23 protein-coding genes and 1 tRNA gene are annotated in these 25843 nt (G+C 74.4%); 12 read left to right on the top strand and 12 right to left on the bottom strand.

Translation table 11 applies throughout. The features are described from left to right. Positions 1–38: 38 nt before the first annotated feature. A complete protein-coding gene (locus ACZ5GH_RS17265) occupies positions 39–713 on the top strand; it encodes a Crp/Fnr family transcriptional regulator (protein WP_030288117.1) in 675 nt (224 codons plus the stop codon). 68 nt (positions 714–781) lie between these two features. On the opposite strand, the gene ACZ5GH_RS17270 is transcribed toward ACZ5GH_RS17265, so the two are convergent. From ACZ5GH_RS17270 to ACZ5GH_RS17290, 5 genes are all read right to left on the bottom strand, one after another. After that, positions 782–1618 carry an MBL fold metallo-hydrolase gene (locus ACZ5GH_RS17270; protein ID WP_387752539.1) on the bottom strand — a complete coding sequence of 279 codons (837 nt, stop codon included), beginning with the start codon at positions 1616–1618 and terminating at the stop codon, positions 782–784. Further along, entirely contained in the window at positions 1615–1788 is a 174-nt protein-coding gene (locus ACZ5GH_RS17275) for a hypothetical protein (RefSeq protein ID WP_387752536.1), read from the bottom strand. Before ACZ5GH_RS17275 ends, ACZ5GH_RS17270 begins: the two co-directional genes overlap by 4 nt. 136 nt (positions 1789–1924) lie before the next feature. Then, positions 1925–2791: an NUDIX hydrolase gene (locus tag ACZ5GH_RS17280; protein ID WP_464334681.1), complete on the bottom strand. Its 867-nt coding sequence runs from the start codon at positions 2789–2791 to the stop codon at positions 1925–1927. A 116-nt stretch (positions 2792–2907) separates the two neighbouring features. Beyond that, a complete protein-coding gene (locus ACZ5GH_RS17285) occupies positions 2908–3375 on the bottom strand; it encodes a RidA family protein (RefSeq protein ID WP_387752531.1) in 468 nt (155 codons plus the stop codon). After that, a complete protein-coding gene (locus ACZ5GH_RS17290; protein ID WP_094743074.1) occupies positions 3372–3530 on the bottom strand; it encodes a DUF4177 domain-containing protein in 159 nt (52 codons plus the stop codon). The genes ACZ5GH_RS17285 and ACZ5GH_RS17290 overlap by 4 nt, the downstream gene beginning before the upstream one ends. A 212-nt stretch (positions 3531–3742) precedes the next feature. On the opposite strand from ACZ5GH_RS17290, the gene bagA reads away from it, so the two are divergent. Next, positions 3743–4816: an ATPase BagA gene (gene bagA, locus ACZ5GH_RS17295; protein ID WP_464334682.1), complete on the top strand. Its 1074-nt coding sequence runs from the start codon at positions 3743–3745 to the stop codon at positions 4814–4816. After that, positions 4813–6102, top strand: a complete 1290-nt coding sequence (gene bagB / locus ACZ5GH_RS17300) for an ATPase BagB (RefSeq protein ID WP_464334683.1) — start codon at positions 4813–4815, stop codon at positions 6100–6102. Before bagA ends, bagB begins: the two co-directional genes overlap by 4 nt. 48 nt (positions 6103–6150) lie before the next feature. Here the strand turns inward: bagB and ACZ5GH_RS17305 are convergent, their stop codons facing one another. Beyond that, a complete protein-coding gene (locus ACZ5GH_RS17305) occupies positions 6151–6474 on the bottom strand; it encodes a WhiB family transcriptional regulator (RefSeq protein WP_030240986.1) in 324 nt (107 codons plus the stop codon). A gap of 501 nt (positions 6475–6975) precedes the next feature. On the opposite strand from ACZ5GH_RS17305, the gene ACZ5GH_RS17310 reads away from it, so the two are divergent. Then, positions 6976–9240, top strand: a complete 2265-nt coding sequence (locus ACZ5GH_RS17310) for a transglycosylase domain-containing protein (RefSeq protein WP_464334684.1) — start codon at positions 6976–6978, stop codon at positions 9238–9240. 157 nt (positions 9241–9397) lie between these two features. Here ACZ5GH_RS17310 and ACZ5GH_RS17315 read toward each other — a convergent pair whose 3' ends face one another. Further along, positions 9398–9850 carry a GatB/YqeY domain-containing protein gene (locus tag ACZ5GH_RS17315; protein ID WP_464334685.1) on the bottom strand — a complete coding sequence of 151 codons (453 nt, stop codon included), beginning with the start codon at positions 9848–9850 and terminating at the stop codon, positions 9398–9400. Positions 9851–10602: 752 nt separating this feature from the next. Here ACZ5GH_RS17315 and ACZ5GH_RS17320 point away from each other — a divergent pair. From ACZ5GH_RS17320 to ACZ5GH_RS17335, 4 genes are all read left to right on the top strand, one after another. Continuing rightward, positions 10603–11889: a helix-turn-helix domain-containing protein gene (locus ACZ5GH_RS17320; protein ID WP_464334686.1), complete on the top strand. Its 1287-nt coding sequence runs from the start codon at positions 10603–10605 to the stop codon at positions 11887–11889. Between the two features lie 146 nt (positions 11890–12035). Beyond that, positions 12036–12794, top strand: coding sequence for a CGNR zinc finger domain-containing protein (locus ACZ5GH_RS17325; RefSeq protein WP_464334687.1), 759 nt, complete (start codon positions 12036–12038; stop codon positions 12792–12794). Further along, positions 12794–13738 carry a metallophosphoesterase gene (locus tag ACZ5GH_RS17330; RefSeq protein ID WP_464334688.1) on the top strand — a complete coding sequence of 315 codons (945 nt, stop codon included), beginning with the start codon at positions 12794–12796 and terminating at the stop codon, positions 13736–13738. Before ACZ5GH_RS17325 ends, ACZ5GH_RS17330 begins: the two co-directional genes overlap by 1 nt. Before the next feature lie 100 nt (positions 13739–13838). Then, positions 13839–13912 (top strand) — tRNA-Pro (locus ACZ5GH_RS17335). A 196-nt stretch (positions 13913–14108) separates the two neighbouring features. Here ACZ5GH_RS17335 and ACZ5GH_RS17340 read toward each other — a convergent pair. Then, positions 14109–16898, bottom strand: coding sequence for an ATP-binding protein (locus ACZ5GH_RS17340; RefSeq protein WP_464334689.1), 2790 nt, complete (start codon positions 16896–16898; stop codon positions 14109–14111). A gap of 179 nt (positions 16899–17077) precedes the next feature. On the opposite strand from ACZ5GH_RS17340, the gene ACZ5GH_RS17345 reads away from it, so the two are divergent. The 4 genes from ACZ5GH_RS17345 to ACZ5GH_RS17360 all read left to right on the top strand — a co-directional run bounded on the left by ACZ5GH_RS17345 (position 17078) and on the right by ACZ5GH_RS17360 (position 21740). Further along, the gene (locus ACZ5GH_RS17345; protein WP_401105795.1) at positions 17078–17455 is read left to right on the top strand and encodes a nuclear transport factor 2 family protein; all 378 of its coding nucleotides are present in this window, start codon (positions 17078–17080) and stop codon (positions 17453–17455) included. A gap of 157 nt (positions 17456–17612) precedes the next feature. Next, positions 17613–19058: an MFS transporter gene (locus ACZ5GH_RS17350; protein ID WP_464334690.1), complete on the top strand. Its 1446-nt coding sequence runs from the start codon at positions 17613–17615 to the stop codon at positions 19056–19058. Positions 19059–19257: 199 nt separating this feature from the next. Beyond that, positions 19258–21144, top strand: coding sequence for a S9 family peptidase (locus tag ACZ5GH_RS17355; protein ID WP_464334691.1), 1887 nt, complete (start codon positions 19258–19260; stop codon positions 21142–21144). Next, positions 21141–21740: a hypothetical protein gene (locus tag ACZ5GH_RS17360; protein WP_464334692.1), complete on the top strand. Its 600-nt coding sequence runs from the start codon at positions 21141–21143 to the stop codon at positions 21738–21740. The genes ACZ5GH_RS17355 and ACZ5GH_RS17360 overlap by 4 nt, the downstream gene beginning before the upstream one ends. Positions 21741–21762: 22 nt before the next feature. Here ACZ5GH_RS17360 and ACZ5GH_RS17365 read toward each other — a convergent pair whose 3' ends face one another. From ACZ5GH_RS17365 to ACZ5GH_RS17380, 4 genes are all read right to left on the bottom strand, one after another. Further along, on the bottom strand, positions 21763–22542 hold the full coding sequence (locus ACZ5GH_RS17365) for an SURF1 family protein (RefSeq protein WP_387752432.1): 780 nt from the start codon (positions 22540–22542) through the stop codon (positions 21763–21765). Positions 22543–22686: 144 nt separating this feature from the next. Then, positions 22687–23904: a hypothetical protein gene (locus ACZ5GH_RS17370; RefSeq protein WP_464334693.1), complete on the bottom strand. Its 1218-nt coding sequence runs from the start codon at positions 23902–23904 to the stop codon at positions 22687–22689. Next, the gene (locus ACZ5GH_RS17375; protein WP_387752427.1) at positions 23897–24442 is read right to left on the bottom strand and encodes a SigE family RNA polymerase sigma factor; all 546 of its coding nucleotides are present in this window, start codon (positions 24440–24442) and stop codon (positions 23897–23899) included. Before ACZ5GH_RS17375 ends, ACZ5GH_RS17370 begins: the two co-directional genes overlap by 8 nt. Positions 24443–24733: 291 nt before the next feature. Next, positions 24734–25810, bottom strand: coding sequence for an aspartate-semialdehyde dehydrogenase (locus tag ACZ5GH_RS17380; protein WP_464334694.1), 1077 nt, complete (start codon positions 25808–25810; stop codon positions 24734–24736). Positions 25811–25843 lie beyond the last annotated feature (33 nt).

Raw genomic sequence — 25843 nt, forward strand, 5'->3', positions numbered from 1 at the left:
ACGGCCCACCCGCCGTACGGCCGAGAAGGAGGAAGCACGTGGACGACGTTCTGCGGCGCGCCGCACTCTTCGCGGCACTCGACGACGAACAGGCCGGCGAGCTGCGCGCTTCCATGACCGAGGTCACCCTCGCCCGTGGTGAGTCGCTGTTCCACGAGGGCGACCCGGGCGACCGCCTGTACGTCGTGGCGGAGGGCAAGGTCAAGCTGCACCGCGCCTCCCCGGACGGCCGCGAGAACATGCTCGCCGTGCTCGGCCCCAGCGAGATGATCGGCGAGCTGTCGCTGTTCGACCCGGGCCCGCGCACCGCGACCGCCAGCGCGCTGACCGAGGTCAAGCTGCTCGGCCTCGGCCACGGCGACCTCCAGCCCTGGCTGCACGCCCGCCCCGAGGTCTCCATCGCGCTGCTCCGGGCCATCGCCCGCCGACTGCGCCGCACCAACGACGTGATGTCCGACCTGGTCTTCTCCGACGTGCCCGGCCGCGTCGCCAAGGCCCTGCTGGACCTCTCCCGCCGGTTCGGCGTGCAGTCCGAGGAGGGCATCCACGTCGCCCACGACCTCACCCAGGAGGAGCTGGCCCAGCTGGTCGGCGCCTCCCGCGAGACGGTCAACAAGGCGCTCGCCGACTTCGCCGGCCGCGGCTGGCTGAAGCTGGAGGCCCGCGCCGTGGTCCTGCTGGACGTCGAGCGGCTGTCGCGCCGCTCGCGCTGACGCCCGCGCACGCGGAAGGGCCCGTCCGGATCGGACGGGCCCTTCCGCGTCTCCCCCGGTCTCCCCGGTCAGTCCTCGGCGCCCGGGATCAGCCCGTGCTCCTCCAGGTAGTCCAGCTGGGCCCGCACCGACAGCTCGGCGGCCGGCCAGAGCGCCCGGTCCACGTCGGCGTAGACCCGGGCCACCACGTCGGACGCCGTCTGGCAGCCCGCCTCGACCGCGGTCTCCACCTGGGCGAGCCGGGCGGCCCGGTGGGCCAGGTAGTAGTCGACGGCGCCGAGCGCGTCCGCGAGCACCGGGCCGTGGCCGGGCAGCACGGTCCGCACGCCCTGGTGGGAGGCCATGGTGTGCAGCCGGCGCAGCGAGTCCAGGTAGTCGCCGAGCCGGCCGTCGGGGTGCGCGACCATCGTGGTGCCGCGGCCGAGCACGGTGTCGCCGGTGAGCACCGCGCCGTCGTCCGGCAGGTGGAAGGTCAGCGAGTCCGAGGTGTGCCCCGGGGTGGCCACCACCCGCAGGTCCAGTCCGCCGACGTCGAGGCGCTGGCCGCCGACCAGGCCCTCGGAGCCCAGCCGGTGCGCCGGGTCCAGGGCCCGTACCTCGGTGCCGGTCAGCTCGGCGAAGCGGGCCGCGCCCTCGGAGTGGTCGGCGTGGCCGTGGGTGAGCAGGGTCAGCGCGATCCGCTTGCCCCGCTCCTGCGCGAGATCGATCACCCGGCGCAGATGGCCCTCGTGCAGCGGGCCCGGGTCGATCACCACCGCGAGGTCCGAGCCCGGCTCGGAGAGCAGCCAGGTGTTGGTGCCGTCCAGCGTCATCGGCGACGGGTTCGGTGCCAGCACGCACAGCGCCCGAGGGGTGGCCTCGCCGCCGACGGCGGCGGCGGGGTCGCCCGGCAGGAGTCCGCTCACCGGCCGCCTCCCACGTCTCGGTGCAGGGCCCGCAGCGGCAGCGCCCGGACGAGGGCGCGCTGCGCCACCTCGACGAACGGGACCTGGCTCTCGCAGGCGGGGTCACGGGGGATCACGCGGCGGGCGGGCATCCGGGGCGCCGTCCGGCGAGCCACGTCGTTGTGGGTCATCGGGCGTCGGTCCTTTCTCTGCGGCGGTACGGGAAGGTCGTCTCGTGCGGGTGGGGCGGATCGTGCGAGTCGTACCGGAAGCACGGGCGGTGCGGATCGTGCGGCTCGTACGGGTGGTCCCGAAAGGGAGCAACGGTCAGGCCCCCTCGGGGAACTCCCCGTCGATCGTCAGCTCCTCGTAGCCGGGCCAGCGGACCGTCAGCCGGTCCCCGCGGACCTCGGCCCGGCCCAGGACCGGCGTCAGCCTACGGTCGGCGGCCGCGGCCAGGGCCTCGGCGGCGGTCCGGGCCGAGGACAGCTCGCGAAGCACCGTCACGGTCGGCGGCAGCATGCCGAACCGGCCCTCCCGGTGGCCCCGCACCGCCTCGGCCGGGGTCAGCCAGGCGACCCGGTCGGCCTCGCCGACCTCCAGGGCGGCGCGCTGGCCGGCCGGCAGCACGGCGACGAAGAACCAGGTGTCGTAGCGCCGTTCCTCGAACTCCGGGGTGATCCAGCGGGCCCAGCCGCCCAGCAGGTCGCTGCGCAGCACCAGGCCGTGGTCCCGGAGGAACTCGGCGAAGGACAGCTCGTGCGCCTCCAGCGCGGCCCGCTCGGCGGACCAGTCGCGCGGCGCGACGACGCTCTCGGCGTCCGGGCCGGCCAGCAGCACGCCGGCCTCCTCGAAGGTCTCGCGGACGGCCGCGCAGACCACCGCCCGCGCCGTCCGCGCGTCCACCCCGAGCCGCCGCGCCCACTCCTCGGGCGCCGGCCCGGCCCAGCCCGGCTCGACCTCGGCGTCCCGCGGGTCCACCCCGCCGCCGGGGTAGGCGTACATCCCGGCCGCGAAGGCCATCGAGGTGCGTCTGCGCAGCAGGTAGGCCTCCGGCCCGTCGGCGGCGTCGCGCAGCAGCACGACGGTGGCGGCGGGCCTGGGCACCGGCGGGGTCACCGCGCCGGATTCGACCGCCCGGATCCGGGCGGGCCAACCGGGCGGCATCGGGAGCGTCGTCGCTCGATGGTCCATGCCCGGATGCTAGGGCGTGGCCGACGATTCCCGCCAGGCTCACGGATCGATCGGACACCCTCCGGCAACACCGGGGCGGGACCGGAGGACCTCCGGCCCCGCCGCCGCGGTCATGCTCAGGCGGACTTGACCTTCACCAGGATCTCGACCTCGACCGGGGCGTCCAGCGGCAGCACCGCGACGCCGACGGCGCTGCGGGCGTGCTTGCCCGCGTCGCCCAGCACCGCGCCGAGCAGCTCGCTGGCACCGTTCACGACGGCCGGGACACCGATGAAGTCGGGGGCGGCGGCGACGAAGCCGACGACCTTGACGACCTGCTCGACCTGGTCGAGGTCGCCGATCGCCGACTTCACGGCGGCCAGGGCGTTCAGCGCGCAGATCTGCGCGAGCTCCTTGGCCTCCTCCGGGGAGACCTCGGCGCCGACCTTGCCGGTGGTCGGCAGCTTGCCGCCCACCACCGGGAGCTGGCCGGAGGTGAACACGAGGTCGCCGGTCCGCAGGGCCGGGACGTAGGCGGCGACCGGGGCGGCCACCGGCGGCAGGGTCAGACCCAGCTCGGCGAGCTTCTCCTCGACCTTGCTCATGCGTTCTTCTCCCGCTTGAAGTAGGCCACCAGCTGCTCCGGGTTGGGGCCGGGCACGACCTGGACGAGCTCCCAGCCGTCCTCGCCGAAGTTGTCCAGGATCTGCTTGGTGGCGTGCACCAGCAGGGGCGCCGTCATGTATTCCCACTTGGTCATGGCCAGACTCTAGACGAGCCGTCGCGACGATCGGCGCCGCCGACCCCGGGGTGTGTGAGGTGGGGCACAAACAGGGCATGATCGGGCCTGACGGCCCAGGTGCTCCGGGCATCCGGTGCGCTCCCTGGTTACCCTCGCGAGAGGGCACCCTGAGGAGGGGCACCCTCGTCAGGAGGGGACGCCCGTAGGACGGAGACGGACGGAGACGGAGCGTGGCACGCACCCCCGGCCAGACGGCCCGGCGCGACCCCGACTGGGAGGGCGTCCGGCTGCACGTGGTCAGCGGCAAGGGCGGCACCGGGAAGACCACGCTGGCCGCCGCGCTGGCCCTGGCGCTCGCCGCCGACGGCGGACGGGTGCTGCTGATCGAGGTCGAGGGCCGGCAGGGCGTCGCCGAGCTGTTCGGGATCGCCGCGCTCCCGTACGAGGAGCGCCGGATCGCCTCGGTCTCGCGCGCCCAGCTGGCGCTGCCCGCCGGGCCGGGCGGGCCCGGCGAGGTCTTCGCGCTGGCGATCGACACCGAGCTGGCGCTGCTGGAGTACCTGGAGATGTTCTACAAGCTCGGCCGGGCCGGGAAGGCGCTCCAGAAGGTGGGCTTCGTCGACTTCGCCACCACCATCGCCCCCGGCGTGCGGGACGTCCTGCTCACCGGCAAGGCCTGCGAGGCGACCAGGCGCAAGGACCCGGACGGCCGGCGGCGCTACGACGCGGTGGTGATGGACGCCCCGCCGACCGGGCGGCTGACCCGCTTCCTGAACGTCAACGCCGAGGTCGCCGGGCTGGCCCGGATCGGCCCGATACACACCCAGGCGCAGGCCGTGATGCGGGTGCTGAAGTCGCCGGAGACCGCGGTGCACCTGGTCACCCTGCTGGAGGAGATGCCGGTGCAGGAGACGGTCGACGGCATCGAGGAGCTGCGCGAGGCGAAGCTCCCGGTGGGCGGGGTGATGGTCAACATGGTCCGGCCGCCGCTGCTGGACGCGGCGGCGGTGGCCGCGGTGGACGGGGACCACCGGGAGGAGGTCGCCCGGGCGCTCGGGGAGGCCGGGCTCGGCGGCCGCACCCGGGCCGCGGAGAAGGTCCGGGCGGCGGTGGAGTCGCTGCTCGACCCGCTGCTGGAGCAGGCCAGGGAGCACGCCGAGCGGGTCGAGCTGGAGCGCGCGCAGCGCGCCGACATCCAGCAGCTGCGGCTCCCGACGTACGAACTGCCGCTGCTGGGCGAGGGCGTGGACCTCGGCGGGCTGTACCGGCTGGCGGGCGAACTGAAGCGGCAGGGGGCGGCATGACCACCGACGGCACGACCTCCAAGGGCCCGGCCGGCCCCGGCGCGACCTCCGGCGGCACGACCGGCCAGGGCCCGACCTCCGGCCGCACGACCGGCCACGGCGCGGTCGGAAACGGCGCGGTCGGAAACGGGGTCCGGAGCACCGGGCGGCGGCTCGCGGTGGACGAGCTGATCGACGACCCGAAGACCAGGATCATCGTCTGCTGCGGCTCCGGCGGCGTCGGCAAGACCACCACCGCCGCGGCCCTCGGCCTGCGGGCGGCCGAACGCGGCCGCAAGGTCGTGGTGCTGACCATCGACCCGGCCCGCCGGCTCGCCCAGTCGATGGGCCTGACCGAGCTCGACAACACCCCCCGGGTGGTCAAGGGGGTCACCGGCACCGGCGAACTCCAGGCCATGATGCTGGACATGAAGCGGACCTTCGACGAGGTCGTGCTGGCCCACGCCGAGCCCGAACGGGCCCGGGCGATCATGGAGAACCCCTTCTACCAGTCCCTGTCGGCCGGCTTCGCGGGCACGCAGGAGTACATGGCGATGGAGAAGCTCGGGCAGCTGCGGGCCGCCGAGGAGTGGGACCTGATCGTCGTCGACACCCCGCCGTCCCGCTCGGCGCTGGACTTCCTGGACGCGCCCAACCGGCTCGGATCCTTCCTGGACGGCCGGGTGATCCGGATCCTCACCGCCCCGGCCAAGGTCGGCGGACGCAGCGCGATGCGCTTCCTGAACGTCGGGATGGGCCTGCTCACCGGCACCCTGGGCAAGATCTTCGGCGCCCAGCTGCTCACCGACGTGCAGACCTTCGTCAGCGCGATGGACTCGATGTTCGGCGGCTTCCGGGAGCGCGCGGACCGCACGTACCAGCTGCTCAAGGCGCCGGGCACGGCGTTCCTGGTGGTGGCCGCGCCGGAGCGGGACGCGCTGCGGGAGGCGGCGTACTTCGTCGACCGGCTGGCCGCGGACCGGATGCCGCTGGCCGGGCTGGTGCTCAACCGGGTGCACGGTACGGGCGCGCCGCAGCTCACCGCGGAGCGGGCGCTGGCGGCCGCCGAGGCCCTGGAGGAGAACGGTTCGGAGCACGCCTCGCCCGAGGCGGAACAGCTCGCGGCCGGGCTGCTCCGGCTGCACGCCGAGCGGATGCAGATCATGGGGCGCGAACGCCGTACCCGCGACCGCTTCGTCTCGGTGTACCCGGACGTGCCGATCGTGGAGGTGCCGGCGCTGCCGGGCGACGTGCACGACCTGGACGGACTGCGGGCCATCGGGGACCGGCTCAACGGCGCGGCGTAGCCCGCACCCTGGGGCCGACCGGCCCGGACCGCCGCGGTGCGGCCGGGCTCAGCCCGCCTGGGCGTAGTCCGTCAGTATCACGCCGGTCGCGAGGGACTCCTCGTACTCGGTGCGCGCCGTCTCCAGCAGCCGCCGCCACGAGATGACCGTCGGGCGGCGGCGCAGCAGCGCCCGGCGCTCGCGCTCCGTCATCCCGCCCCAGACCCCGAACTCCACCCGGTTGTCCAGGGCGTCCGCGAGGCACTCCGTCCGGACGGGGCAGCCGCTGCACACCGCCTTCGCCCGGTTCTGTGCCGCCCCCTGGACGAACAGTTCGTCCGGATCACTCGTGCGGCAGGCGGCCTGCGCACTCCAGTCGTCTACCCAGCCCATGCCGGCGCCGTCCTCTCCCATATCGAGGCTCCCCCACGGCGGCAACGGCATATTCACCGTTGCCAGTTGAGGACGTTACGGAAGAACGACAGCTTGCAACAGCCCCTTCGGGCTCAATCTCGAATGACCCGATTGGACTATGGGTATCGATCAGCTCACTCGTTGGAGTGATCGCAGGTGGCACACCTTGCCAAAAGCGGAACCGGTACTCTCGCCACAGGTGTCGTCACGTAGCGTAACCAGTCACACGGGTACAGCAGGCCACAGCTGCCTCAAAACCCGGTCATCGGCGGACAATCCGGGCAAGTCTCCTCGCCCACAAGAGTGAATGATGTTGACGCACCGAAGCTGTCGCAAGCTTGTGACAAGCCTAGGCGAACACCTGCCGCCGTGTGCGGGAATCCGCGACGTAGGGTTCTCCTCATGGCACCGAAGCGCCCACAGGCATCCCAGGCCCCAGGCAACACCGGAGCTCCGCGCGGCAGGACCGGCGGATCACCGTTGGAGCACGCCGGCAACGGCGTGAAGTTCCTGGGTGTCAGCGTGCTGTCCGGAGTCCTGCTGGCTGGGCTCGCCCTGCCCGCCGTCGGCGCCATCGGGCTGACGGCCAAGGACACGGCGGAGAGCTTCGACAACATCTCCGACGACTTCAAGACGCCGCCGCTCACCCAGGCGACCCAGATCTTCGACGCCAAGGGCGGACTGATCGCCAAGGTCTACGAGCGCGACCGCACCGTCCTGACCGCCGATCAGATGTCGCCGTTCATGCGGCACGCCCAGGTGGACATCGAGGACGCGCGCTTCTACGAGCACGGCGCCGTCGACCTCAAGGGCATCCTCCGCGCGGTCAGCAAGAACGCGGAGAGCGGCACCGCCTCCCAGGGCGCCTCGACGCTGACCCAGCAGTACGTGAAGAACGTCAACGTGGAGAAGGCCGGCGACGACCAGGCGGCCGTCCTGGAGGCCCAGCGCAAGACCCTGGGCCGCAAGATCCAGGAGCTCAAGGTCGCCATCAAGCTGGAGGAGGACCTGTCCAAGGACCAGATCCTCACCAACTACCTCAACATCACCTTCTACGGCCACCAGGCGTACGGGGTGGAGGCCGCCTCCCAGCGCTACTTCAGCAAGAGCAACAAGGACCTGACCATCGCCGAGGCCGCCACCCTGGCCGGCATGGTGCAGAACCCGTCGTCCTACGACCCGGTGCGCTACCCCGAGAACACGGTCAAGCGCCGCAACGTCGTGATCGACAAGATGCTGGAGAACAAGCACATCACCGCCGACCAGGCGAAGGAGGCGAAGGCCGCCCCGCTGGGCCTGAAGTACAAGGACCCGCAGAACGGCTGCATCACCGCCCAGGCCGGCATGGGCTTCTTCTGCGACTACGTGCGCCACGTGGTCAAGCAGGACCCGGCCTTCGGCAAGAGCTCCGACGAGCGCAAGAAGCTCTGGAACACCGGCGGCCTGAACATCTACACCACGCTGGACCCGGACAAGCAGGCCGCCGCGCAGAACGCCGTCACCACCAAGGTCAACGTGACCGACCAGGTGTCGGCGGCCGCGACCATGATGGAGCCGGGCACCGGCAAGATCCTCGCGATGGCCCAGACCCGCCCGTACGGCCTGGACCCGAACAAGAACCAGACCGTCGTCAACCTCAACGTGGACGCCGCGATGGGCGGCGGCAACGGCTTCCAGACCGGTTCGACCTTCAAGCCGATCCTGGCCGCGGCGGCGCTGGAGTCGGGGATGTCGAACACCCAGGCGTTCCCGTCCGAGAACAAGATCGAGTACCCCCAGATGTCCACCTGCTCGGGCACCTGGAAGAACACCGAGAAGCCCAAGGCCACGGTGAAGAACGAGCAGGACAGCGAGGTCGGGCCGTACCAGCTGAAGGAGGCGATGGCCCGCTCGATCAACACCTACTTCGTGCAGATGGAGCAGCAGGTCGGCCTCTGCGCGATGAAGCAGATGGCGAACAAGCTGGGCATCACCCAGTCCGCCAAGGGCGACGCCTTCCAGGAGGTGCCCTCGATGGTCCTCGGCACCCTGGAGCTCTCCCCGCTGACCATGGCGAACGTCTACGCGACCTTCGCCGCCCGCGGCAAGTACTGCACCCCGATCGCGATCAACAAGATCACCACGGTGGACGGCAAGGACGTCCAGGTCCCGCAGGCCCAGTGCAGCCAGGCCTTCTCCGACAGCACCGCGGACTCGCTCAACGCCGTCCTGCTGAACGTGACGGAGAAGGGCACCGCCGCCGCCCTGACCATGGACGACGGCCGCAAGATCGCCGGCAAGACCGGTACCACCGACGAGAAGAAGGCCGCCTGGTTCAGCGGTTACACCCCGTCGCTGGCCACCGCGGTCTGGCTCGGCGGCCCGGCCGGCGGCGTCAAGATGAAGAACATCAACATCGGCGGCAAGCACTTCGACGACGTGTTCGGCGCGACCGGCCCCGGCCCGATCTGGGCGCTGGCGATGAACCAGGCGCTCAAGGGCACGCCGCTGGAGCCGATCCAGACCGCGAACATCCCCGACCCGCTGCCGGCCACTCCCCCCGCGGGCGCCACCCCGCCGGCCGCCGACCCGAACACCCCGCCGCCCGGCGGCAACCCCCCGCCGCCGCAGCCCGGCGGCAACCCCGGCCAGGTCGGCGGTCTGCCCGGGGGGCTGCCCGGCGGCTTCCCCGGCGGGTTCACCTTCCCGCCCCTCCCCGGCAACGGGAACGGCGGCCGGCACGGCGGCGGCAACGGGAACGGCTGACGCGGCTCCCGGGCCGGGTCAGGTGCACCGGCCAGGAACATCCGAAGGGGCGCCCTCCAGTGCGGAGGGCGCCCCTTCGGCGTGTCACCGGGGCTCGCGGAGCCGGCACCGGGCGGCCGGGCGCCGCCCAGCGGCACCCCGGCACCCCGGCCCCCGGTCAGGCCAGGGCGGCCTTCACGGCGGCGGCGACCCGGCTGCCCTCGGCCAGGCCGTCGACCTTGGGCTTCACCAGCTTCATGACGGCGCCCATCGCCTGCGGGCCGCTCGCGCCGCTCTCGGCCACGGCGGCCGCCACGATCGCGGCCAGCTCCTCGTCGGAGAGCTGCTTGGGCAGGTAGGTCGCCAGCACCTCGCCCTCCGCCAGCTCCCGGGCCGCCTGCTCCGTCCGACCGGCGGTGCCGAAGGCCTCGGCGGCCTCCCGGCGCTTCTTCGCCTCGCGGCCGATCACCTTCAGCACGTCGGCGTCGGACAGCTCGCGCTTCTGCTTGCCCGCCACCTCCTCGCTGGTGACGGCGGCCAGCGTGAGCCGGATGGTGGACGAGCGCAGCTCGTCCCGGTCCCTGATGGCAGCCGTGAGGTCTTCTTGCAGTTGCTCCTTGAGCGTTGTCATTTCCTCTTCTTATCCTTCGGCTGTGGGTGGGCTCAACCAGGTTTCCCGCGGGCGTCCACCGGGGTTTCCGCAGTTGAACGAGTATCCCCCGACAATCCCGACGCGCCGTCACCAGCCGCCCGCCGACGGTGCGCCGGGCCGCGGCGATCCGGACCGGGAACGGGCGGTGGTCGAGTCCGTGAACAATCGACGATCCAGGCCGGGAACGAGCGAAGGGATCCGGCCAAGGTGGCCGACAACGCTCGCACAATCTCGGCCGAAATGCCGAAAATTGCCTGCCCCGGAGCGAAGTTGCCGGTCCTGAAGGGGCAAATCGAACGTTGTGACCGCTTCGCCGAAAATAATCGGCGTAGTACACTCGTTCGCGCGTCGCTTGAGCAGTCCGATGGCGGCGATCACCTCACCGCCGAATCATCGCCGAATCGCCTCGAATCATCGCCGGACCGCCCTCGAAGGCCGCCATGAACAACTGAGACAAACCGTCACCACGTCCCTGATTCATTATTCCACGGCATTGACACACTGCCGCCCAGGCCCCCTGCAGCCCTGACACCCTGCGGCCCGGGCACTGTGTGCCCCATGCCGGCACGAGCACTCGGGGCCGCGCTCCACCCGGCTGCCCGACCGCCCGGCCCAGCAGTGATCGTTTTCCGAGTGATTGCACGCCGCAGCACGGCGCGTTGAGTTCTGACTTTTATTCTGCTCACGACAGCAGGAAGCGCGGGGGAATGGACAACAATCAGCTTCGCTCGATGTTGGTAACCCAACGGAAGATGGTCGGCTGGAGCCAGGAGCAATTAGCCGAGCACTCCACGGTCAGCGTCCGCACCATTCGCAATCTGGAAACCGGGGCCATCAAGAATCCGCGGCGCAGTTCCGTGGAACTGCTGGTGGGCGCGCTGTTCTCCGCGGCGACCGGCCGGGACGACGCCCTGCTCTCCCAGACCGTCCGGTCGGGCGTCCCGGCCGGACCGCTGCCCGCCCGGCCGGGGCCCGGAGCGCCGGCCCACGTCTCCGAACTCCCGGACAACGCACGGTGGCAGGGGCTCCGCCCCAAGACGGACATCACCGTCGGACGCCAGGCCGACCTGCTGCACGTCGTGACCGCCCTGCGTCCGGGCCGTCCGCTGGTGCTCACCGGGCCGGCCGGGGTCGGCAAGACCCGCCTGGCGCTGGACTCGGCCGCCCACCTGCTGGACCGCTTCCGGGACGGCGTCGTGGTCCTGGAGCTCGGCTCGGTCACCCCCGAGGGCGTCGACCCGGCAGCCGCCGCGGCCCAGACCCAGCGCGCGCTCGACGCGCTCTTCCAGGGCTTCGACCGCGACCCGCGGACCAACCCCGAGCTGCAGATGCTGCTGGTCGTCGACAACGCCGAACACGTCATCGACACGGTGGCCCGGCTGGTCAGGGCGCTGCTGGCCCGGCACCCGGCGCTCCACATCGTGATCACCTCGCTGCGGGCACCCGCCGGGGTGCCCGCCGACCTGTGGGAGGTCTCGCCGCTGTCGGTCGACCACCCGGACGGCCCGTACGGCTGCCCGCCCGCCGCCGAGCTGTTCTGCCGCCGGGTGCACTCGGTCGTTCCGACGCTGGACCTCGGCGACCAGATGCCCCAGGTGGTCGAGCTCTGCCGGCGGCTCGGCGGTCTGGCGCTCGCGATCGAGAACGCCGCCGTCCGGATGCGCTCGGTGCCCCTGCACGTCCTGATGGAGGAGTACCGGGTGCTGCCGATCCTCGGCCAGGAGGAGGTCGGCGGGCTCTCCCACCACCGCTCGCTGCACCGCAGCCTCGCCTGGGCGTACGGGCTGCTCGACGAGCGGCAGCGCCGGGCGCTCAGACGGCTCTCCCGGTTCCCCGAGGAGTTCTCCATCGAGGACGTCCGGCGGGAGCCGGTCGACGGCGGCCGGGAGAGCTCCCGCAACCTCGACGTCCTGGCCGAGCTGGTCGACCTCTCCGTCGTCCAGGTGAAACGCGGCCACCACTACGCGTACCGGGTCCCCCGGATGATGCGCGAGTACGTCAACGCCATTCCGGCGTGAGGCCGGCCCGCCACCCCGCCGGGCCCGGAGTCCCCGCTCCTGGCCCGGCGGGGGTAGCGGGGTGCTGTGCGCCGGCGTCGGCGTCGGGGCCGATGGGCCCCCCGCTCCCGTAACCCCTCTTCCTGGTTACGCCTATCCTGGGCCGTATGACCGACGGAGCCGACCCAGCCACCCGGAACGCAGCCGACACCGCCGACCGGAGCACCCCGCCCGGGCTGGTCCTCACCACGGCCACGGGCGGGAGCTTCCACTTCGATCCCGGCGCCCTCTGCCTGGAACTGCTCACCACCGGCGGCCCCGGCCCCTACGCCCGGTACGAGGTGCTGCACCGGCCCGCCGACCTCGCCGCCTGGCTCCCGCTGTCCCGGCTGCGGCTGCCCGCCGACGCCGTCCGGGTCTCCCCCGCCGAACTCGCCGCCACCCGCACCCTGCGCGACGCGCTGTGGCGCCTCGCCGCCGCCCGCGCCCACGACACGCCGGGCGAACCCGGGGACTACGCCGTCCTCAACCGGACCGCCGAGCACCCGCCGATGGTCCCCAGGATCGCCCCGGACGGCGCCGCGACCGCCCCGCTGCCCGCCGACGGCGCGCAGCTGGCCTCCACCCTCGCCCGGGACGCCATCGCCCTGCTCACCGGCCCGTACGCGGACCGGGTCCGGGAGTGCGGTGCCCACGACTGCCAGCTGATCTTCGTCGACACCTCGCGGCCCGGCCGGCGGCGCTGGTGCTCGATGGAGCGCTGCGGCAACCGCCACAAGGTCCGCGCCCTGCGCGCCCGCCGCGAGTCCGAGGAGCCCTCCCCGGCCACCGCCCTCCAGGCCGTCCTCCCCACTGTCCTTCCCGCCGCTCTCCCCGCCGACTCCGGGCGTGCGCCGGCTGATCCACCGTCTGAGAGCATGGGCTGATGCGACCGCTGTACTCCGTTCCCCTCGGCATCGCCGCCGCCGGCGCCGCCTGTCTCGCCTACTCCGTCGGGTACGAGGTCCGGGCCTTCCGCCTCCGCCGGATCGAGGTCCCCGTCCTCCCGCGCGGCGCCCGCCCGATCCGGGTCCTCCAGGTGTCCGACATCCACATGGTGAGCGGGCAGGGCAAGAAGCAGCGCTGGCTGAAGAGCCTGGCCGGCCTGCGCCCCGACCTGGTGGTCAACACCGGCGACAACCTCTCCGACCCGCTCGGCGTCCCGGCCACCCTCGACGCGCTCGGGCCGCTCATGGAGTTCCCGGGCGTCTACGTCTTCGGCTCCAACGACTACTACGGCCCGGCCCGCAAGAACCCGGCGCGCTACCTCCAGGCCATGCGCAGCGGCGCCCACGGCATGAACAACCCCGACGGCACCGCCCGCCGCGGCATCACCGGCGCCGTCCACAACCCCTGGGAGAAGCTCCGCGACGGCTTCGACGGGGCCGGCTGGCTCGACCTCACCAACACCCGCGGCCGGCTCACCGTGAACGGGCTCGACCTGGAGTTCACCGGCCTCGACGACCCGCACATCCGCCGCGACCGCTACAGCGAGGTCACCGGCGGCCCCTCCGCCGACGCCGACCTCTCCCTCGCCGTCGTCCACGCGCCCTACCTGCGCGTCCTCGACGCCTTCACCGCCGACCGCTACCCGCTGATCCTGGCCGGCCACACCCACGGCGGCCAGCTCTGCATCCCCTTCTACGGCGCCCTGGTCACCAACTGCGACATCGACACCCGCCGGGTCAAGGGCCTCTCCACCCACACCGCCGGCGGCCACCGCTCCTACCTCCACGTCTCGGCCGGCTGCGGCACCAACCGCTACACCCCCGTCCGCTTCGCCTGCCCGCCCGAGGCCACCCTCCTCACCCTCACCCCGGCCCCCCGCTGACCCCCACCGGACGCCCGCTCGAAACCGGATTTCGTGTCTCGGCGAGCGTCCGGTAGAGTTCTACTCGTCGCGAAGGAGACGGAGCGACAAACAGAAAGACCGGGGTGTGGCGCAGCTTGGTAGCGCGCTTCGTTCGGGACGAAGAGGCCGTGGGTTCAAATCCCGCCACCCCGACCCAATGCAGAGGCCCTGCCGGAGAGATCCGGCAGGGCCTCTGTCGTTGTGTCCGACCGGCCGGGTGACCGTGCCTCAGCCGGTCCGGCGGTGGGCCGGCTTCACCCCGGCTGCCGTGGCCGCGGCCTGATGCCCCCGCGGCCGTCGCCCCGTTCGGTGTTCTCCTCGATCCGCTCTGCGTCCGGCGGCCGTCCCGTCAGAGGACGGTGGTGAGTTCGGTGCGCGAGGTGATGTTGAGCTTGGGGTAGGCCTTGTAGAGGTGGTGGGCGACGGTCCTCGGGCTGAGGAAGAGCTGGGCGGCGATGTCGCGGTTGGTGAGGCCCTGGGCGGCGAGGCGGGCGATCTGGAGTTCCTGGGGGGTGAGGGGGGACTGCGGGGAGCCGGCGGGGGTGGCCGGGGTGGGGGCCGGGGTGCCGGTGGCGGAGAGTTCGGTGCGGGCGCGGGCGGCCCAGGGGTGGGCGCCGAGACGGTCGAAGGTCTCCAGGGCGGCGCGCAGGTGGGGGCGGGCGTCGGTGCGGCGGCGGGTGCGGCGCAGCCATTCGCCGTAGAGGAGGGCGGTGCGGGCCTGTTCGAAGGGGCGGTGGGCCGTTGCGTGCCGGGAGAGGGCCTCGCGGTAGGCGGCTTCGGCGAGTTCGTCGGGGCCGAGCAGGGCCTGGCAGCGCAGGCGCAGGGCCTCGGCCCAGGGGCGGTCGGCGGCGGCCGCCCAGCGGGCGAAGCGTTCGTAGGGTTCGGTGGCGCGCTCGGGGGTGCCGAGCCGGACGGCGGCCTCGACCAGGTCGGGGACGGCCCGGGTGGCGCTGATGTGGTGCCGGTGCGGGCCGGTGGTGAGGGCGTGCAGCCGGTCGGCGGCGTCGCCGGCGCGGCCCTGGCCGAGGTCGAGCAGGGCGAGCGCCCACTGCACCCAGGCCTGCCCGGCCGCAGGGGCGGCGGTCCGCGGGCCGGTGGTGGCGAGGGAGGCGGCGGCGAGTTCGGCGCAGCGGTCGGTGCGGCCGTCGAGGGCGGCCAGGCAGGCGAGCAGCGCGGTGAGTTGGCTGACCCACTGGTGCTGGCCGGTGTCCCGGGCGAGGCCGAGGCCCTCGGTGGCGGTGAGTTCGGCGTCCCGGTGGCGGCCGTGGAAGAGTTCGGCCTCGGCGAGGAAGAACTGCAGGGTGGGCATCACGCCGACGGTGCCCTTGGCGCGGGCCTCGGCGACCAGTTCGGCGGCGAGTTCGGCGGTCTCCTCGTCGCGTCCGAGGACCAGGGTGGCGCCGCACAGCTGGACCAGGTCGACCGGGCTCTCGGCGCCGGCCCGGCGGGCGGCCTCGACGGCCTCCCGGACGGGCGGCAGCGGCCCGGCGGGCCGGCCGAGCGCGGGCAGGACGGCCGCGGGCAGGTGGCGGGCGAGCGGGGCGAGGGGGTCGTCGTCGGCGAGCGGCAGGACGGCCAGGCGGTCCAGGACGGCGACCACCGGCTCCTCCCCCGCGTACCAGGCGGCGTGGAAGGCCTGGAGCAGCATCCGGGCGGCGTGCATCGGGTCGATGTCGGTGCCCGCGGCGTCGAGCAGCAGCCGGTGGGCGGTCGGGTACGCGCCGCGCCAGAAGTGCGCGGTGGCCCGGACCTGGTCGAGCAGGGCGTGCGCCAGGACGTCGTCGGTACGGCCGGCGGCCTCGTCGGCGAGCACCTCGGCCCGGGCCAACTCACCTTCCTCGGTGGCCGCTTCGGCGGCCAGGACGAGCCGGCGGGTGGCGCTGTCGCGGTCCGGGGTGAGCCGGGCGGCGCGCTCGTACGCGGCGGCGCCGCCGTGGCCGCCGCGGCGTTCGGCGCGGACGGCGGTGCGTTCCAGCGCGTCGGCGAGTGCGGCGTCGGGGCCGGTGGCGGCGAGGGCGAGGTGCCAGGTGCGGCGGTCGCCGTCCGGCAGCGACCGCGCGACCGCCCGGTGGGCCGTCACCTTCTGGTGGTGCGGAGCCCGCTGGAGGATCGCGGAGCGCAGCAGGGGGTGCCGGAAGGCGATCCGGCGGTCGGCCGTGACCGTCACCAGTCCGGACTCCTCGGCGGGCGTGAGGTGTTCGGCGGTGACGCCGAGGGCGGCCGCGGCGGGCAGGACGACGTCCAGCGCCCCGCTCTCCTCGGTGGCGGCGACCAGCAGCAGCGTCTGGGTGGCCGCCGGCAGGCCGGTGACCTGGCCGTGGAAGGCGATCAGCAGCCGGCTGGTGAGCGGCAGGCCGCCCGGCGCCGGTGTCCGCACGCCGGTGGCGACCGGGAGTTCGGTGAGGGCGAGCGGGTTGCCGGCCGCCTCGGCGAGCAGCCGGTCGCGGATGGCGGCGGGCAGGTCGGGGCCGACCCGCCGGGTCAGCAGCCGGGTGGCGTCGGCCTCGGACAGGCCGGCCACCTCCCGTTCGGGCAGGCCCAGCGGGCGCTCCGCCGGGCCGTCGCCGGGCCCGTTCGGGCCGCCGGTGCGGGCGGCGAGCAGCAGGGCCACCCCCTCGGCCTGGAGCCGCCGGGCGGCCAGCAGCAGTGCGTCCAGTGAGGCCCGGTCCAGCCACTGCACGTCGTCCACGACACACAACAGCGGGCGGTCGGCGGCGAGTTCGGCGAGCAGTCCGAGGGTGGCGAGGCCGACCAGCAGCCGGTCGGCACGCCCTCCGCCGGGGAGCCCGTCACCGGCGGGGCCGTCCCCGGCGATACCGCCGCCGGAGGTGCGGCCGTCGGAGAGGCCGAACGCCGCCTCCAGCGACCGCCGTTGCGGTCCGGGCAGGGCGTCCAGCCGGTCCAGGCCGGGCGCCAGCAGCAGGCTCAGTCCGGCGTACGGCAGCTCGGCCTCGTACTCGACGCCGGCCGCCCGGATCACCCGGAACGACTCCCCCGCCCGCGCGACGGCGTCGTCCAGCAGCGCGGTCTTGCCGATGCCGGCCTCGCCCCGCAGCAGCAGCACCCCGCTGCGGCCGGCCCGCGCCCCGTCCAACAGGCCGTCGACGGCGGCCTGTTCGCCTTCCCTCCCGTACAGCATGGACCGACCCTACCGACCCGGGCCGCGCGCCGCCGACGACGGAGGCGCCGGTACACCCCCGCGCAGGCTACGTACCCCCATGCCCATACGTGACGGATTCGCCGCCGGCCGCCCCTCCCTACCTTGGTGAGCACCGGGAAGGACCCGGCCAAACACCCACCGGAACACGGGAGATGACCATGACCGAGATCACCGCCGCCACCCTCCAGCAGCTCGCCGAGCGCTACCTCGCGGTGTGGAACGAGACCGACCCGGCGGCCCGTCGCAAGCTGGTCGACGAGGTGTGGGCGGAGGACGGCCGCTACACCGACCCGCTGGCCGCCGTCGCCGGCCGGGACGCGATCGACGCGCTGATCGGCGCCGCCCAGGCCCAGTTCCCGGGGCTGGAGTTCACCCTCGGACCGGTCGACGCGCACCACGACATCGCCCGCTTCACCTGGAACCTCGGCCCGGCCGGCGCGGAGCCGGTGGTGATCGGCTTCGACGTGCTGACGGCCACCCCGGACGGCCGGATCGGCGCGGTGTACGGCTTCCTCGACCGCGTGCCGGGCGCCTGAGCCCCCGCTGCCGCCACCGCCGTACCGCCACCGCCACCGCCGCCGTCAACGCCGCCACTCCCGAGGGGCGGGCCGCGCCCCACCGCGTCCCGCCCCCCGTCACCGACCCCACCGGACCCACCGGACCCACCGGCCCCACCCTTGAGGAGAGCCCGAGATGAGCACCGCCCTGAACGCCCGGCGGCCCGCCCCGGCCGCACCGGCCGTCCCGGCCGCACCGGCACCGGTCCCCAAGGGCCTGCTGCCGGTCGTCCTGACCGCCACCTTCATGACCGCCCTCGACATCTTCGTCGTCAACGTCGCCCTCCCCTCCCTCCAGAGCGACCTCGGCGCCGGCCCGGCCGCCGTCCAGTGGGTGATGGCCGGCTTCAGCCTGGCTCTCGCGGCCGGTCTGGTCACCGCCGGCCGTCTCGGCGACCGCTACGGCCGCCGCCGGGTGTTCGGCCTCGGCCTGGCCCTCTTCACCCTCGCCTCCGCCGCCTGCGGCCTCGCCCCGACCGCGGCCACGCTGGTCGGCGCCCGGGTGCTGCAGGGCCTGTCGGCGGCGCTGATGGGCCCGCAAGTGCTGGCGATCCTGCGGACCGCGTTCAGCGGCGCCGCCCAGGCCCGGGCCTTCGCCCGGTACGGGCTGACCATGGGCGTCGGCGCGGTGTTCGGCCAGTTGATCGGCGGCCTGCTGATCCGCGCGGACCTCTTCGGCCTCGGCTGGCGCAGCTGCTTCCTGATCAACCTGCCGATCGGCCTGGCCGCCCTCCTACTGGTCCGCCGCAGCCTGCCGGAGTCCCGCGCCCCGCAGCGGCCCGGCCTGGACCCGGTCGGCGTGCTGCTGGTCACCACCGCGCTGACCGGTCTGGTGCTGCCGCTGATCCAGGGCCCCCAGCTGGACTGGCCGCTGTGGACCGGGCTCTGCCTGGGCGCCTCCGTCGCCCTGCTGGCCGTCTTCGCCGTGCACCAGCACCGGGCCACCGGGTCGGCCACCGCCACCCCGCTGGTCGACACCCGGCTGTTCCGCAGCCGCTCCTTCAGCGCCGGCCTGCTCGCCCAACTCGCCTTCTGGCTCGGCCAGGGCTCGTTCTTCCTGGTGCTCGCCCTGCACCTCCAGCTCGGCCGCGGCCTGGACGCCCTCGGCGCCGGACTGGTCTTCACCGCGATCGGCCTCGGCTACCTGATCACCTCCAACACCACCCACCGGGTCACCGCCCGCCTCGGCGACCGCCGCACCATCGCGTTCGGCGGGCTGCTGATGGCCCTGGGGCTCGGCCTGCTGGCCCTCGCCGGCTACGCGGCCGCGGACGGCGGCGTGTGGTGGCTGGCGCCCGGGCTGTTCGTGGACGGGCTCGGCATGGGCCTGGTGATCGCCCCGGTGACCTCGGTGGTCCTGGCGGGCGTCGAGCCGCGGCTGGCCGGCTCCGCGGCCGGGGTGGTGTCCACCGTGCAGCAAGTCGGCGGGGCGCTCGGGATCGCGCTGATCGGCCTGGTCTACTACGGCGCCGGCGATCCGACCGCCGCCTTCGGCCACAGCGTCCTCGCCCTGGCGGTACTGGAGCTGCTGCTGGTGGGCCTGGTCCGGTTCCTGCCGCCCGGAGCGCCGCGCCGGGGGTGATACCCGAGCGGCCGGGGGCTGAGTCCCCGAACGGGCCCGGGGCGGGGTCCCCGAGCGGCCCGGGCGGAGTCTCCGAGCGGCCCCGAGGGGTCCCCGGGGAGTCACGGCGCGGCCCCGCGGGGCCCCGGCGCCCGGGGCGGGTGTGCCGAAGCCCGCCCGCCCGTTCCCTTCCCTCGCCCCGATCGGGTTGGATGGTCGGATGAGCGAGGAGAAGAGCGCCGTACCGGCGTGGGAGCAGCGGTTCAGGGCGGCCCGGGTGTCACTGCCGGACTGGGCCGAGGACGCCCCCGACCGGGCGCTGTACGTGTCCAACGCGACCGGCACCTACGAGGTCTACGCCTGGGACCGCGCCACCGGCGCCCACCGCCAGGTCACCGACCGTCCGAACGGCACCACCGACGCCGAGCTGTCCCCCGACGGTGACTGGATCTGGTGGTTCGACGACCACGACGGCGACGAGTTCGGCGTCTGGCGCCGCCAGCCGTTCGCGGGCGGCCCCGACGAGGAGGCCGTTCCCGGCCTCGCCGCCTCCTACTCGGCCGGCCTGGCCCTCGGCCGCGACGGCACCGTGGTCGTCGGCCGCTCCACCGACGAGGACGGCACCACCCTGCACCTGCGCCGCCCCGGCGCCACCGAGCCGGTCGAGATCTACCGGCACGAGGAGTACGGCGGCATCGGCGACCTCAGCCACGACTCCACGCTGCTCGCCATCGACCACACCGAGCACGGCGACGCGATGCACTCCGCGATCCGGGTGGTGCGCCTGGACGGGGACGGCGGCGTCGAGACCGTCGCCGAACTGGACGAGGTCACCGGCCGGGACGAGCCGCGCGGCGTCGCCTGCCTGGGCTTCGCCCCGGTCGAGGGCGACACCCGCCTGCTGGTCGCGCACCAGCGCACCGGCCGCTGGGAGCCGATGATCTGGGACGTCGCCACCGGCGCCGAGACCGCCCTGCCGCTGCGCGACGAGCAGGGCCGCGAGCTGCCCGGCGACGTCTCCGCCCAGTGGCGCCCCGGCGCCCGGGAGCTGCTGGTGGAGCACGAGTACGAGGCGCGCAGCGAGCTGTTCTCGTACCGGCTCGCCGACGGCCGGCTGACCCGCCTGGACACCCCGCGCGGCACCGTCGGCGGCGCCACCGCCCGTCCGGACGGCACCGTGGAGTACCTGTGGTCCTCCGCCGCCGAGCCCTCCGCCGTCCGCTCCACCGCCGGGACGGTCGTGCTGCGGGCGCCCGGTTCGGTGCCGCCCGGCTCGGTGCCGGTCGAGGACGTCTGGGTGGACGGGCCCGGCGGGCGGGTGCACGCCCTGGTGCAGCGGCCGGCGGCGCCCGCGCAGGGCCCGTACCCGACCGTGTTCGAGATCCACGGCGGCCCGACCCACCACGACAGCGACTCCTTCGCGGCCGGTCCGGCCGCCTGGCTGGACCACGGCTTCGCGGTGGTCCGGGTCAACTACCGCGGCTCGACCGGCTACGGCCAGGCCTGGACGGACGCGCTGCACGAGCGGGTCGGCCTGATCGAGCTGGAGGACATCGCGGCGGTCCGCGCCTGGGCGGTCGACAGCGGCCTCGCCGACCCGGCCCGGCTGGTGCTCGCCGGCGGCAGCTGGGGCGGCTACCTGACCCTGCTCGGCCTCGGCGTCCAGCCCGACAGCTGGGCGCTGGGCATCGCCGCCGTGCCGGTCGCGGACTACCACACCGCGTACGCCGACGAGATGGAGGCGCTGAAGTCGCTGGACCGCACGCTCTTCGGCGGCACCCCGGAGGAGGTCCCGGAGCGCTTCACCGCCTCCTCGCCGCTGACCTACGTCGAGCAGGTGCGGGTGCCGGTGTACATCAGCGCCGGGGTCAACGACCCGCGCTGCCCGATCCGGCAGATCGAGAACTACGTCGAGCGGCTGGAGCAGCTCGGCAAGCCGCACGAGGTGTACCGCTACGACGCCGGGCACGGATCGCTGGTGGTGGAGGAGCGGATCAGGCAGCTGCGGCTGGAGATCGACTTCGTCCGACGGCACCTGGGCACGGCGTCGGCGGAGACCGGCGCGGACGGCACGGCCGGCGCGGGCGGCGCCGGGGGTACCGCGTGAGACGTCTGCTGATACTCGCGGGGGCGACGGTGGCCGGGGCCCTGGTGCTCACCGGCTGCTCGGGATCCCAGCAGAACAACGCCTCCTGCCCGCCGCCCGCCGCTCCGCCGGCGCCGAGCTCCTCGGCCGTCGTGCCGACGCCGGCCGCGCCCACCACGGCCCCCGGCGCCGCGGCACCGCTCGCCACCGGCACGCCGCTCGCGGCCCCGGCACCACTCGCCACCGCGACCAGGGCGAGCGCACCGGGCGCCGGGGGCGCGGGCGCGACCGTCCTGCGGGCGGCGTACGCGTCGGTCGACGGGGACGAACCGGTCCAGCTCGCCAAGGGAGGCGGCGGCAAGAGCGGCTCGTCCGGTTCGAAGGGCTCGGGGTCCAAGGGCTCCAAGAGCGGCCGCACCGTGCACCACCACACCGACAACTACAACTCCAGCAACGGCAGCGGGAACGGCCGCAACTGCGTCGGCGTCCCGACGCCGGCGCCCAGCGGTACACCGGCGGCACCCCTGCCGACCGCGCCGGCGGCCGCGACGCCGGTGCCGACCGCACCGCCGAAGCCGGCGGTGCCCGTACCGGTGGTCCCGTCGGCCAAGCGCTGAGGCCCGGGGCCGCTCGGGAGCGTCAGTCCAGGACCGGGTCCAGCCCGAGGGCCCGGTCCTGCTCCGCCTCCGCCTCGCGGCGCACCAGGCGGTACCACATGAAGACCACGAACCCGCCGAAGACGAACCACTCCAGGGTGTAGCCCAGGTTCTGGAACGCGCGCAGGGTGAGCCCGTCGCCGCCCTGCGGCTGCACGGTCGGTACGGGGGCCAGGCCGGCGGGCGCGTCGTCGGCGGCCACCCAGCCGTCGTACCAGCCGTCGTACTCCAGCACGTTCAGCAGCGACGCCCGGTTGATCATGCCGAGCTGCCCGGCGGGCAGACCGCCCGCCACCGCGCCGTTGCTGCCCACCGACTCGTTGGCCTGCAGGCGCCCGGTCACCGTCACCTGACCGCCCGGCGGCGGCCCGGCGGCGGCCGGGTCCCCGGCCGCCCAGCCGCGCACCACGGCGACGGCGTGGCCGTCGGCGGTGCGCAGCGGGGTGAGCAGGTAGTAGCCCTGCTTGCCGTCCACCACCCGGTTGGGGACGAGCAGTTGGTGTTCGGTGTCGTAGCTTCCGGTCACCGTGACGGCCTTGCCGACGGTCTCCGTGCTCACCTGCGGGGCCGCCTGGTTGAGCAGCTCGTCGATCGGCCGGGCGTCACCCGAAGCGGTGACCGCCTGTTTGGCGTCCTGGTGCGTGGACACCCGGTCCTCGAACCGGCCGAGCTGCCAGGAGCCCAGCCACAGGCACACCGCCACGGCCGCCACGGCCACGACGGTGCCGCCGAGCCAGCGCGGAGTCAGGAGGAACCGGTACACACCCCCACGGTAACCACTCCTCACACCCGCCCGGCCCCCGGGCCCCGGGACACGAGGTACCGGGCACGGCGGCCAACCGGTCCCGCCGCGGCGTCCGGCCCGAGCCACGGGCGGCGGGGCGCGCCGGCCGCGGTCACCCCGCGGTCACCCCGCCGTCGGCGAGCCCGACGGCTGCGGCGCCGGGCCGCCCGGGCCCTCGACCCCGCCGCGGTAGACCGTGCCGCCGCACGACACCGGCAGCGTCGCCGTGGCGGCCGCCGGGCTGCCGGGGGCGGGGGTGTGGGCGATCGTCACCGCGGCCGGCGCGGTGGTCGGGTTGCCGGTCGGGGTCGCGGTCGGGCTGGGGGCCGTGGTGGGGCCGGCCGACGGGGACGAGGAGGCCGGCGGGTTGGCGCTGGGCGCGTCGGTGGGGGCGGCGGCCGGGGCGCCGGACTCGACGGCGGGGACGTTCGAGCGCAGGGCCGCCTGGTTGACCCCGTTCGACGTGGCGGTCAGCGTGCCGGATCCGGTGCAGGTCTGGTCGGGGACCCAGGCGAACGGCACCCGGTACCCGGCCCGCGGCGCGAGCACCGGCGGCTCCCCGTCCATCGCGGGCAGCCCGGCCGCCGGGTCGCCCGGGGTGTGGTCGGCGGTGCGGACGCGGCCGCGGTCCCCGCCGCTGACGGCGGTGACCGCCACCGAGCCCGGCCCGCCGAGCCGGCAGCTGTGGTCGGAGACGTTGTGGACGGTGAACGAGCCGTAGATCCGCCCGGTCCCGTCGGCCGGGCCGACCTGTGCGACGCCCTCGCCGAGGTCCGCGCGGGTGCAGAGCAGGACGATGCCGCCGTCGCCGGCGCCGGAGGTCCCGGTGGGCGCGACGCCGCCGTCGGTGTGGGCCAGCCCGCCGCCGGGGGTGTGCGGGGCCGAGGCCGTTCCGGGCGGCGGGGTGGCGCCGCCGGTGCCGCCCGGGTCGGCGTGCGAGGCCGTACCGGAGCCGCCGACCGTTCCGGCGGTGCCGCTGGGGGAGGCGGCGGCCGGGCTCCTGGTGTCCGCCGAGCCGGGGCCGCCGGAGAGCCCGAGGTGCTCCCCCTCGTGCAGGACGGGCAGGCCGACCGCGACGACGAAGGCGAGCGCGGCCGCCCCGGTCCAGGCGCCGCGCCGGGCGGCCCGGCGGCGGGGTACCGCGCGCCGGATCCGCGGCAGCCCGCCGGCCGCGGGCTGGATGCCGGAGACGGCGCCGTGCAGCAGCTCGCGCAGCGCCCGTTCCTCGGTGGACAGGTCCAGGAGCTCCGGGACCTCGCCGGCGGGACCGTCCGCACCGGGCGCCCCCGCACTCGGAACCCCGTCCTCCGGTCGCCGTCGGCCGCCGTCCGCCTCAGCCATGTCCGGCCTCCATCTGGATCCGGAGGGCGGCGAGTCCGCGCGAGCCGTAGGCCTTCACCGAGCCGAGCGAGATGCCCAGGGTCTCGGCGACCTGCGCCTCCGTCATGTCCACGAAGTAACGCAGCACCAGAACCTCCCGCTGACGGCGTTGCAGACCACGCAGCGCGGCCTTCAACTGGTCGCGCTCCAGGGCATCGTAGGCACCTTCTTCTGCACTGGCCATGTCAGGCATGGGCTTCGGCAGCAGTCGCAGCCCGAGGATGCGCCGGCGCAGCGTGGAGCGGGACAGGTTGACGACCGTCTGCCGCAGGTACGCCAGGGTCTTCTCGGGCTCGCGCACCCGGCGCCGGGCGGCGTGCACCCGGATGAACGCCTCCTGGACGACGTCCTCGCAGGTCGAGAGGTCGTCGAGGAGCAGCGCCGCGAGCCGCAGCAGCGAGCGGTAGTGCGCCTGGTAGGTCTCGGTGAGCAGGTCCTCGCTGGTACCCGCGTCGGTACCGGCACCGGAGTCCGCCGCACCGCGTGCGGCCGCCGTCATCTGGTCTTCTTCCGGCCTACTCGCAGGCCACGGGGCGCGCGACGGGAAGGACACCGCGGATCTCGCCGGGATGCCCGCCCTTGCCCCCACCATCACGTTCGCCACGCACGTTGGACACTCGATCCCCTGTCATGGTTGCCCGGCCCGGGGCCCATTCTTCCGCATGGGCGAAAGGGGCCTCCAGGGGATTCCCACGGGATTCCGGACAGATTGTGTCGAGGAGCGGACACAGGTATGGACACACTTGTGGACACAACCGGGCACATCGGGACGCGCGCGGGCCCCGGAACGCTACTCCTCCGGCTCCGCCGGCCGGCCCGCCGCCAGCTCCGCCGCCACCAGTTCGGCCAGCTGCACCAGGTTGAGCGCCGCCCCCTTGCGCAGGTTGTCCCCGCACAGGAAGAGGTCCAGCGCCTCCGGCTCGTCCAGCGCCCGCCGGACCCGCCCGACCCAGACCGGGTCCGTCCCGACCACGTCGTTCGGCGTCGGGAACTCGCCCGCCGCCGGGTCGTCGTAGAGGACCACGCCCGGCGCGTCCCGCAGGATGTCCTGCGCGTGCTCCTGGGTGACCTCGCGTTCGAACCGCGCGTGGACGGCCAGCGCGTGGGTGCGGACCACCGGGATGTGGACGCAGGTCGCCGAGACCTTCAGGGCGGGCAGGCCGAGGACCTTGCGGGACTCGTCGCGGATGCCCATCTCCTCGGCGGACCAGCCGCCCTCGCGCAGCCCGCCGGTCCAGGGCACCGCGTTGAGCGCCAGCGGGGCGGCGAACGGCCCCTGATCGGCGATCAGGGCGCGCAGGTCGCCGGTCTGCCGGCCGGCCCCGGTGCCCGCCACCAGCGCGGACTGGGCGCGCAGCGCCGCCTCGCCGGCCCGACCCTCGCCGTCGGCGGCCTGGTAGGAGGCGACCACGAGCTGCGCCAGCCCGTACTCGGCGTGCAGCGCGCCCACCGCGGCGATCATCGCGAGGGTGGTGCCGGCCGGGCTGGCGACGATGCCGCGCGGGCGGATCCGCAGCGCGGCCGCGTTGACCTCCGGGACGACCAGCGGCACGTCCCCGGCGGTGCGGAAGGCGGCCGAGTCGTCGATCACCACGACGCCCTTGGCCGCCGCGACCGGCGCCCACCGGGCGGAGACCGGGTCGGGCACGGCGAACACCGCGACGTCGATCCCCGTGAAGGCCTCCTCGGCCAGCGGGACGACCTCGACGGTCTCCCCGCGCACCACCGCCTCGCGGCCGGCCGAGCGCGGGGAGGTGACGAGGCGGATCCCGCCCCAGACGTCCTGGCGGAGCGAGAGCAGTCCGAGCAGCACCTCGCCGACCGCGCCGGTGGCGCCGACGACGGCGAGGTTCGGACGCCGGGTCATCGCCCGGCGTCCCGGCCCGGTGCCCGGATCATC

This window comes from Kitasatospora sp. Xyl93, assembly GCF_055383135.1.

Excerpts from the sequence above, each read along its gene's own strand:
- ACZ5GH_RS17370 (WP_464334693.1), bottom strand. The coding sequence starts at position 23,904 with ATGGCTGAGGCGGACGGCGGCCGACGGCGACCGGAGGACGGGGTTCCG.
- ACZ5GH_RS17345 (WP_401105795.1), top strand. The coding sequence starts at position 17,078 with ATGACCGAGATCACCGCCGCCACCCTCCAGCAGCTCGCCGAGCGCTAC.
- ACZ5GH_RS17320 (WP_464334686.1), top strand. The coding sequence starts at position 10,603 with ATGTTGGTAACCCAACGGAAGATGGTCGGCTGGAGCCAGGAGCAATTA.
- ACZ5GH_RS17280 (WP_464334681.1), bottom strand. The coding sequence starts at position 2,791 with ATGGACCATCGAGCGACGACGCTCCCGATGCCGCCCGGTTGGCCCGCC.
- ACZ5GH_RS17285 (WP_387752531.1), bottom strand. The coding sequence starts at position 3,375 with ATGAGCAAGGTCGAGGAGAAGCTCGCCGAGCTGGGTCTGACCCTGCCG.
- ACZ5GH_RS17355 (WP_464334691.1), top strand. The coding sequence starts at position 19,258 with ATGAGCGAGGAGAAGAGCGCCGTACCGGCGTGGGAGCAGCGGTTCAGG.
- ACZ5GH_RS17305 (WP_030240986.1), bottom strand. The coding sequence starts at position 6,474 with ATGGGCTGGGTAGACGACTGGAGTGCGCAGGCCGCCTGCCGCACGAGT.
- bagB (WP_464334683.1), top strand. The coding sequence starts at position 4,813 with ATGACCACCGACGGCACGACCTCCAAGGGCCCGGCCGGCCCCGGCGCG.
- ACZ5GH_RS17380 (WP_464334694.1), bottom strand. The coding sequence starts at position 25,810 with ATGACCCGGCGTCCGAACCTCGCCGTCGTCGGCGCCACCGGCGCGGTC.
- ACZ5GH_RS17375 (WP_387752427.1), bottom strand. The coding sequence starts at position 24,442 with ATGACGGCGGCCGCACGCGGTGCGGCGGACTCCGGTGCCGGTACCGAC.
- ACZ5GH_RS17315 (WP_464334685.1), bottom strand. The coding sequence starts at position 9,850 with ATGACAACGCTCAAGGAGCAACTGCAAGAAGACCTCACGGCTGCCATC.
- ACZ5GH_RS17340 (WP_464334689.1), bottom strand. The coding sequence starts at position 16,898 with ATGCTGTACGGGAGGGAAGGCGAACAGGCCGCCGTCGACGGCCTGTTG.
- ACZ5GH_RS17275 (WP_387752536.1), bottom strand. The coding sequence starts at position 1,788 with ATGACCCACAACGACGTGGCTCGCCGGACGGCGCCCCGGATGCCCGCC.
- ACZ5GH_RS17350 (WP_464334690.1), top strand. The coding sequence starts at position 17,613 with ATGAGCACCGCCCTGAACGCCCGGCGGCCCGCCCCGGCCGCACCGGCC.
- ACZ5GH_RS17325 (WP_464334687.1), top strand. The coding sequence starts at position 12,036 with ATGACCGACGGAGCCGACCCAGCCACCCGGAACGCAGCCGACACCGCC.
- ACZ5GH_RS17290 (WP_094743074.1), bottom strand. The coding sequence starts at position 3,530 with ATGACCAAGTGGGAATACATGACGGCGCCCCTGCTGGTGCACGCCACC.
- ACZ5GH_RS17330 (WP_464334688.1), top strand. The coding sequence starts at position 12,794 with ATGCGACCGCTGTACTCCGTTCCCCTCGGCATCGCCGCCGCCGGCGCC.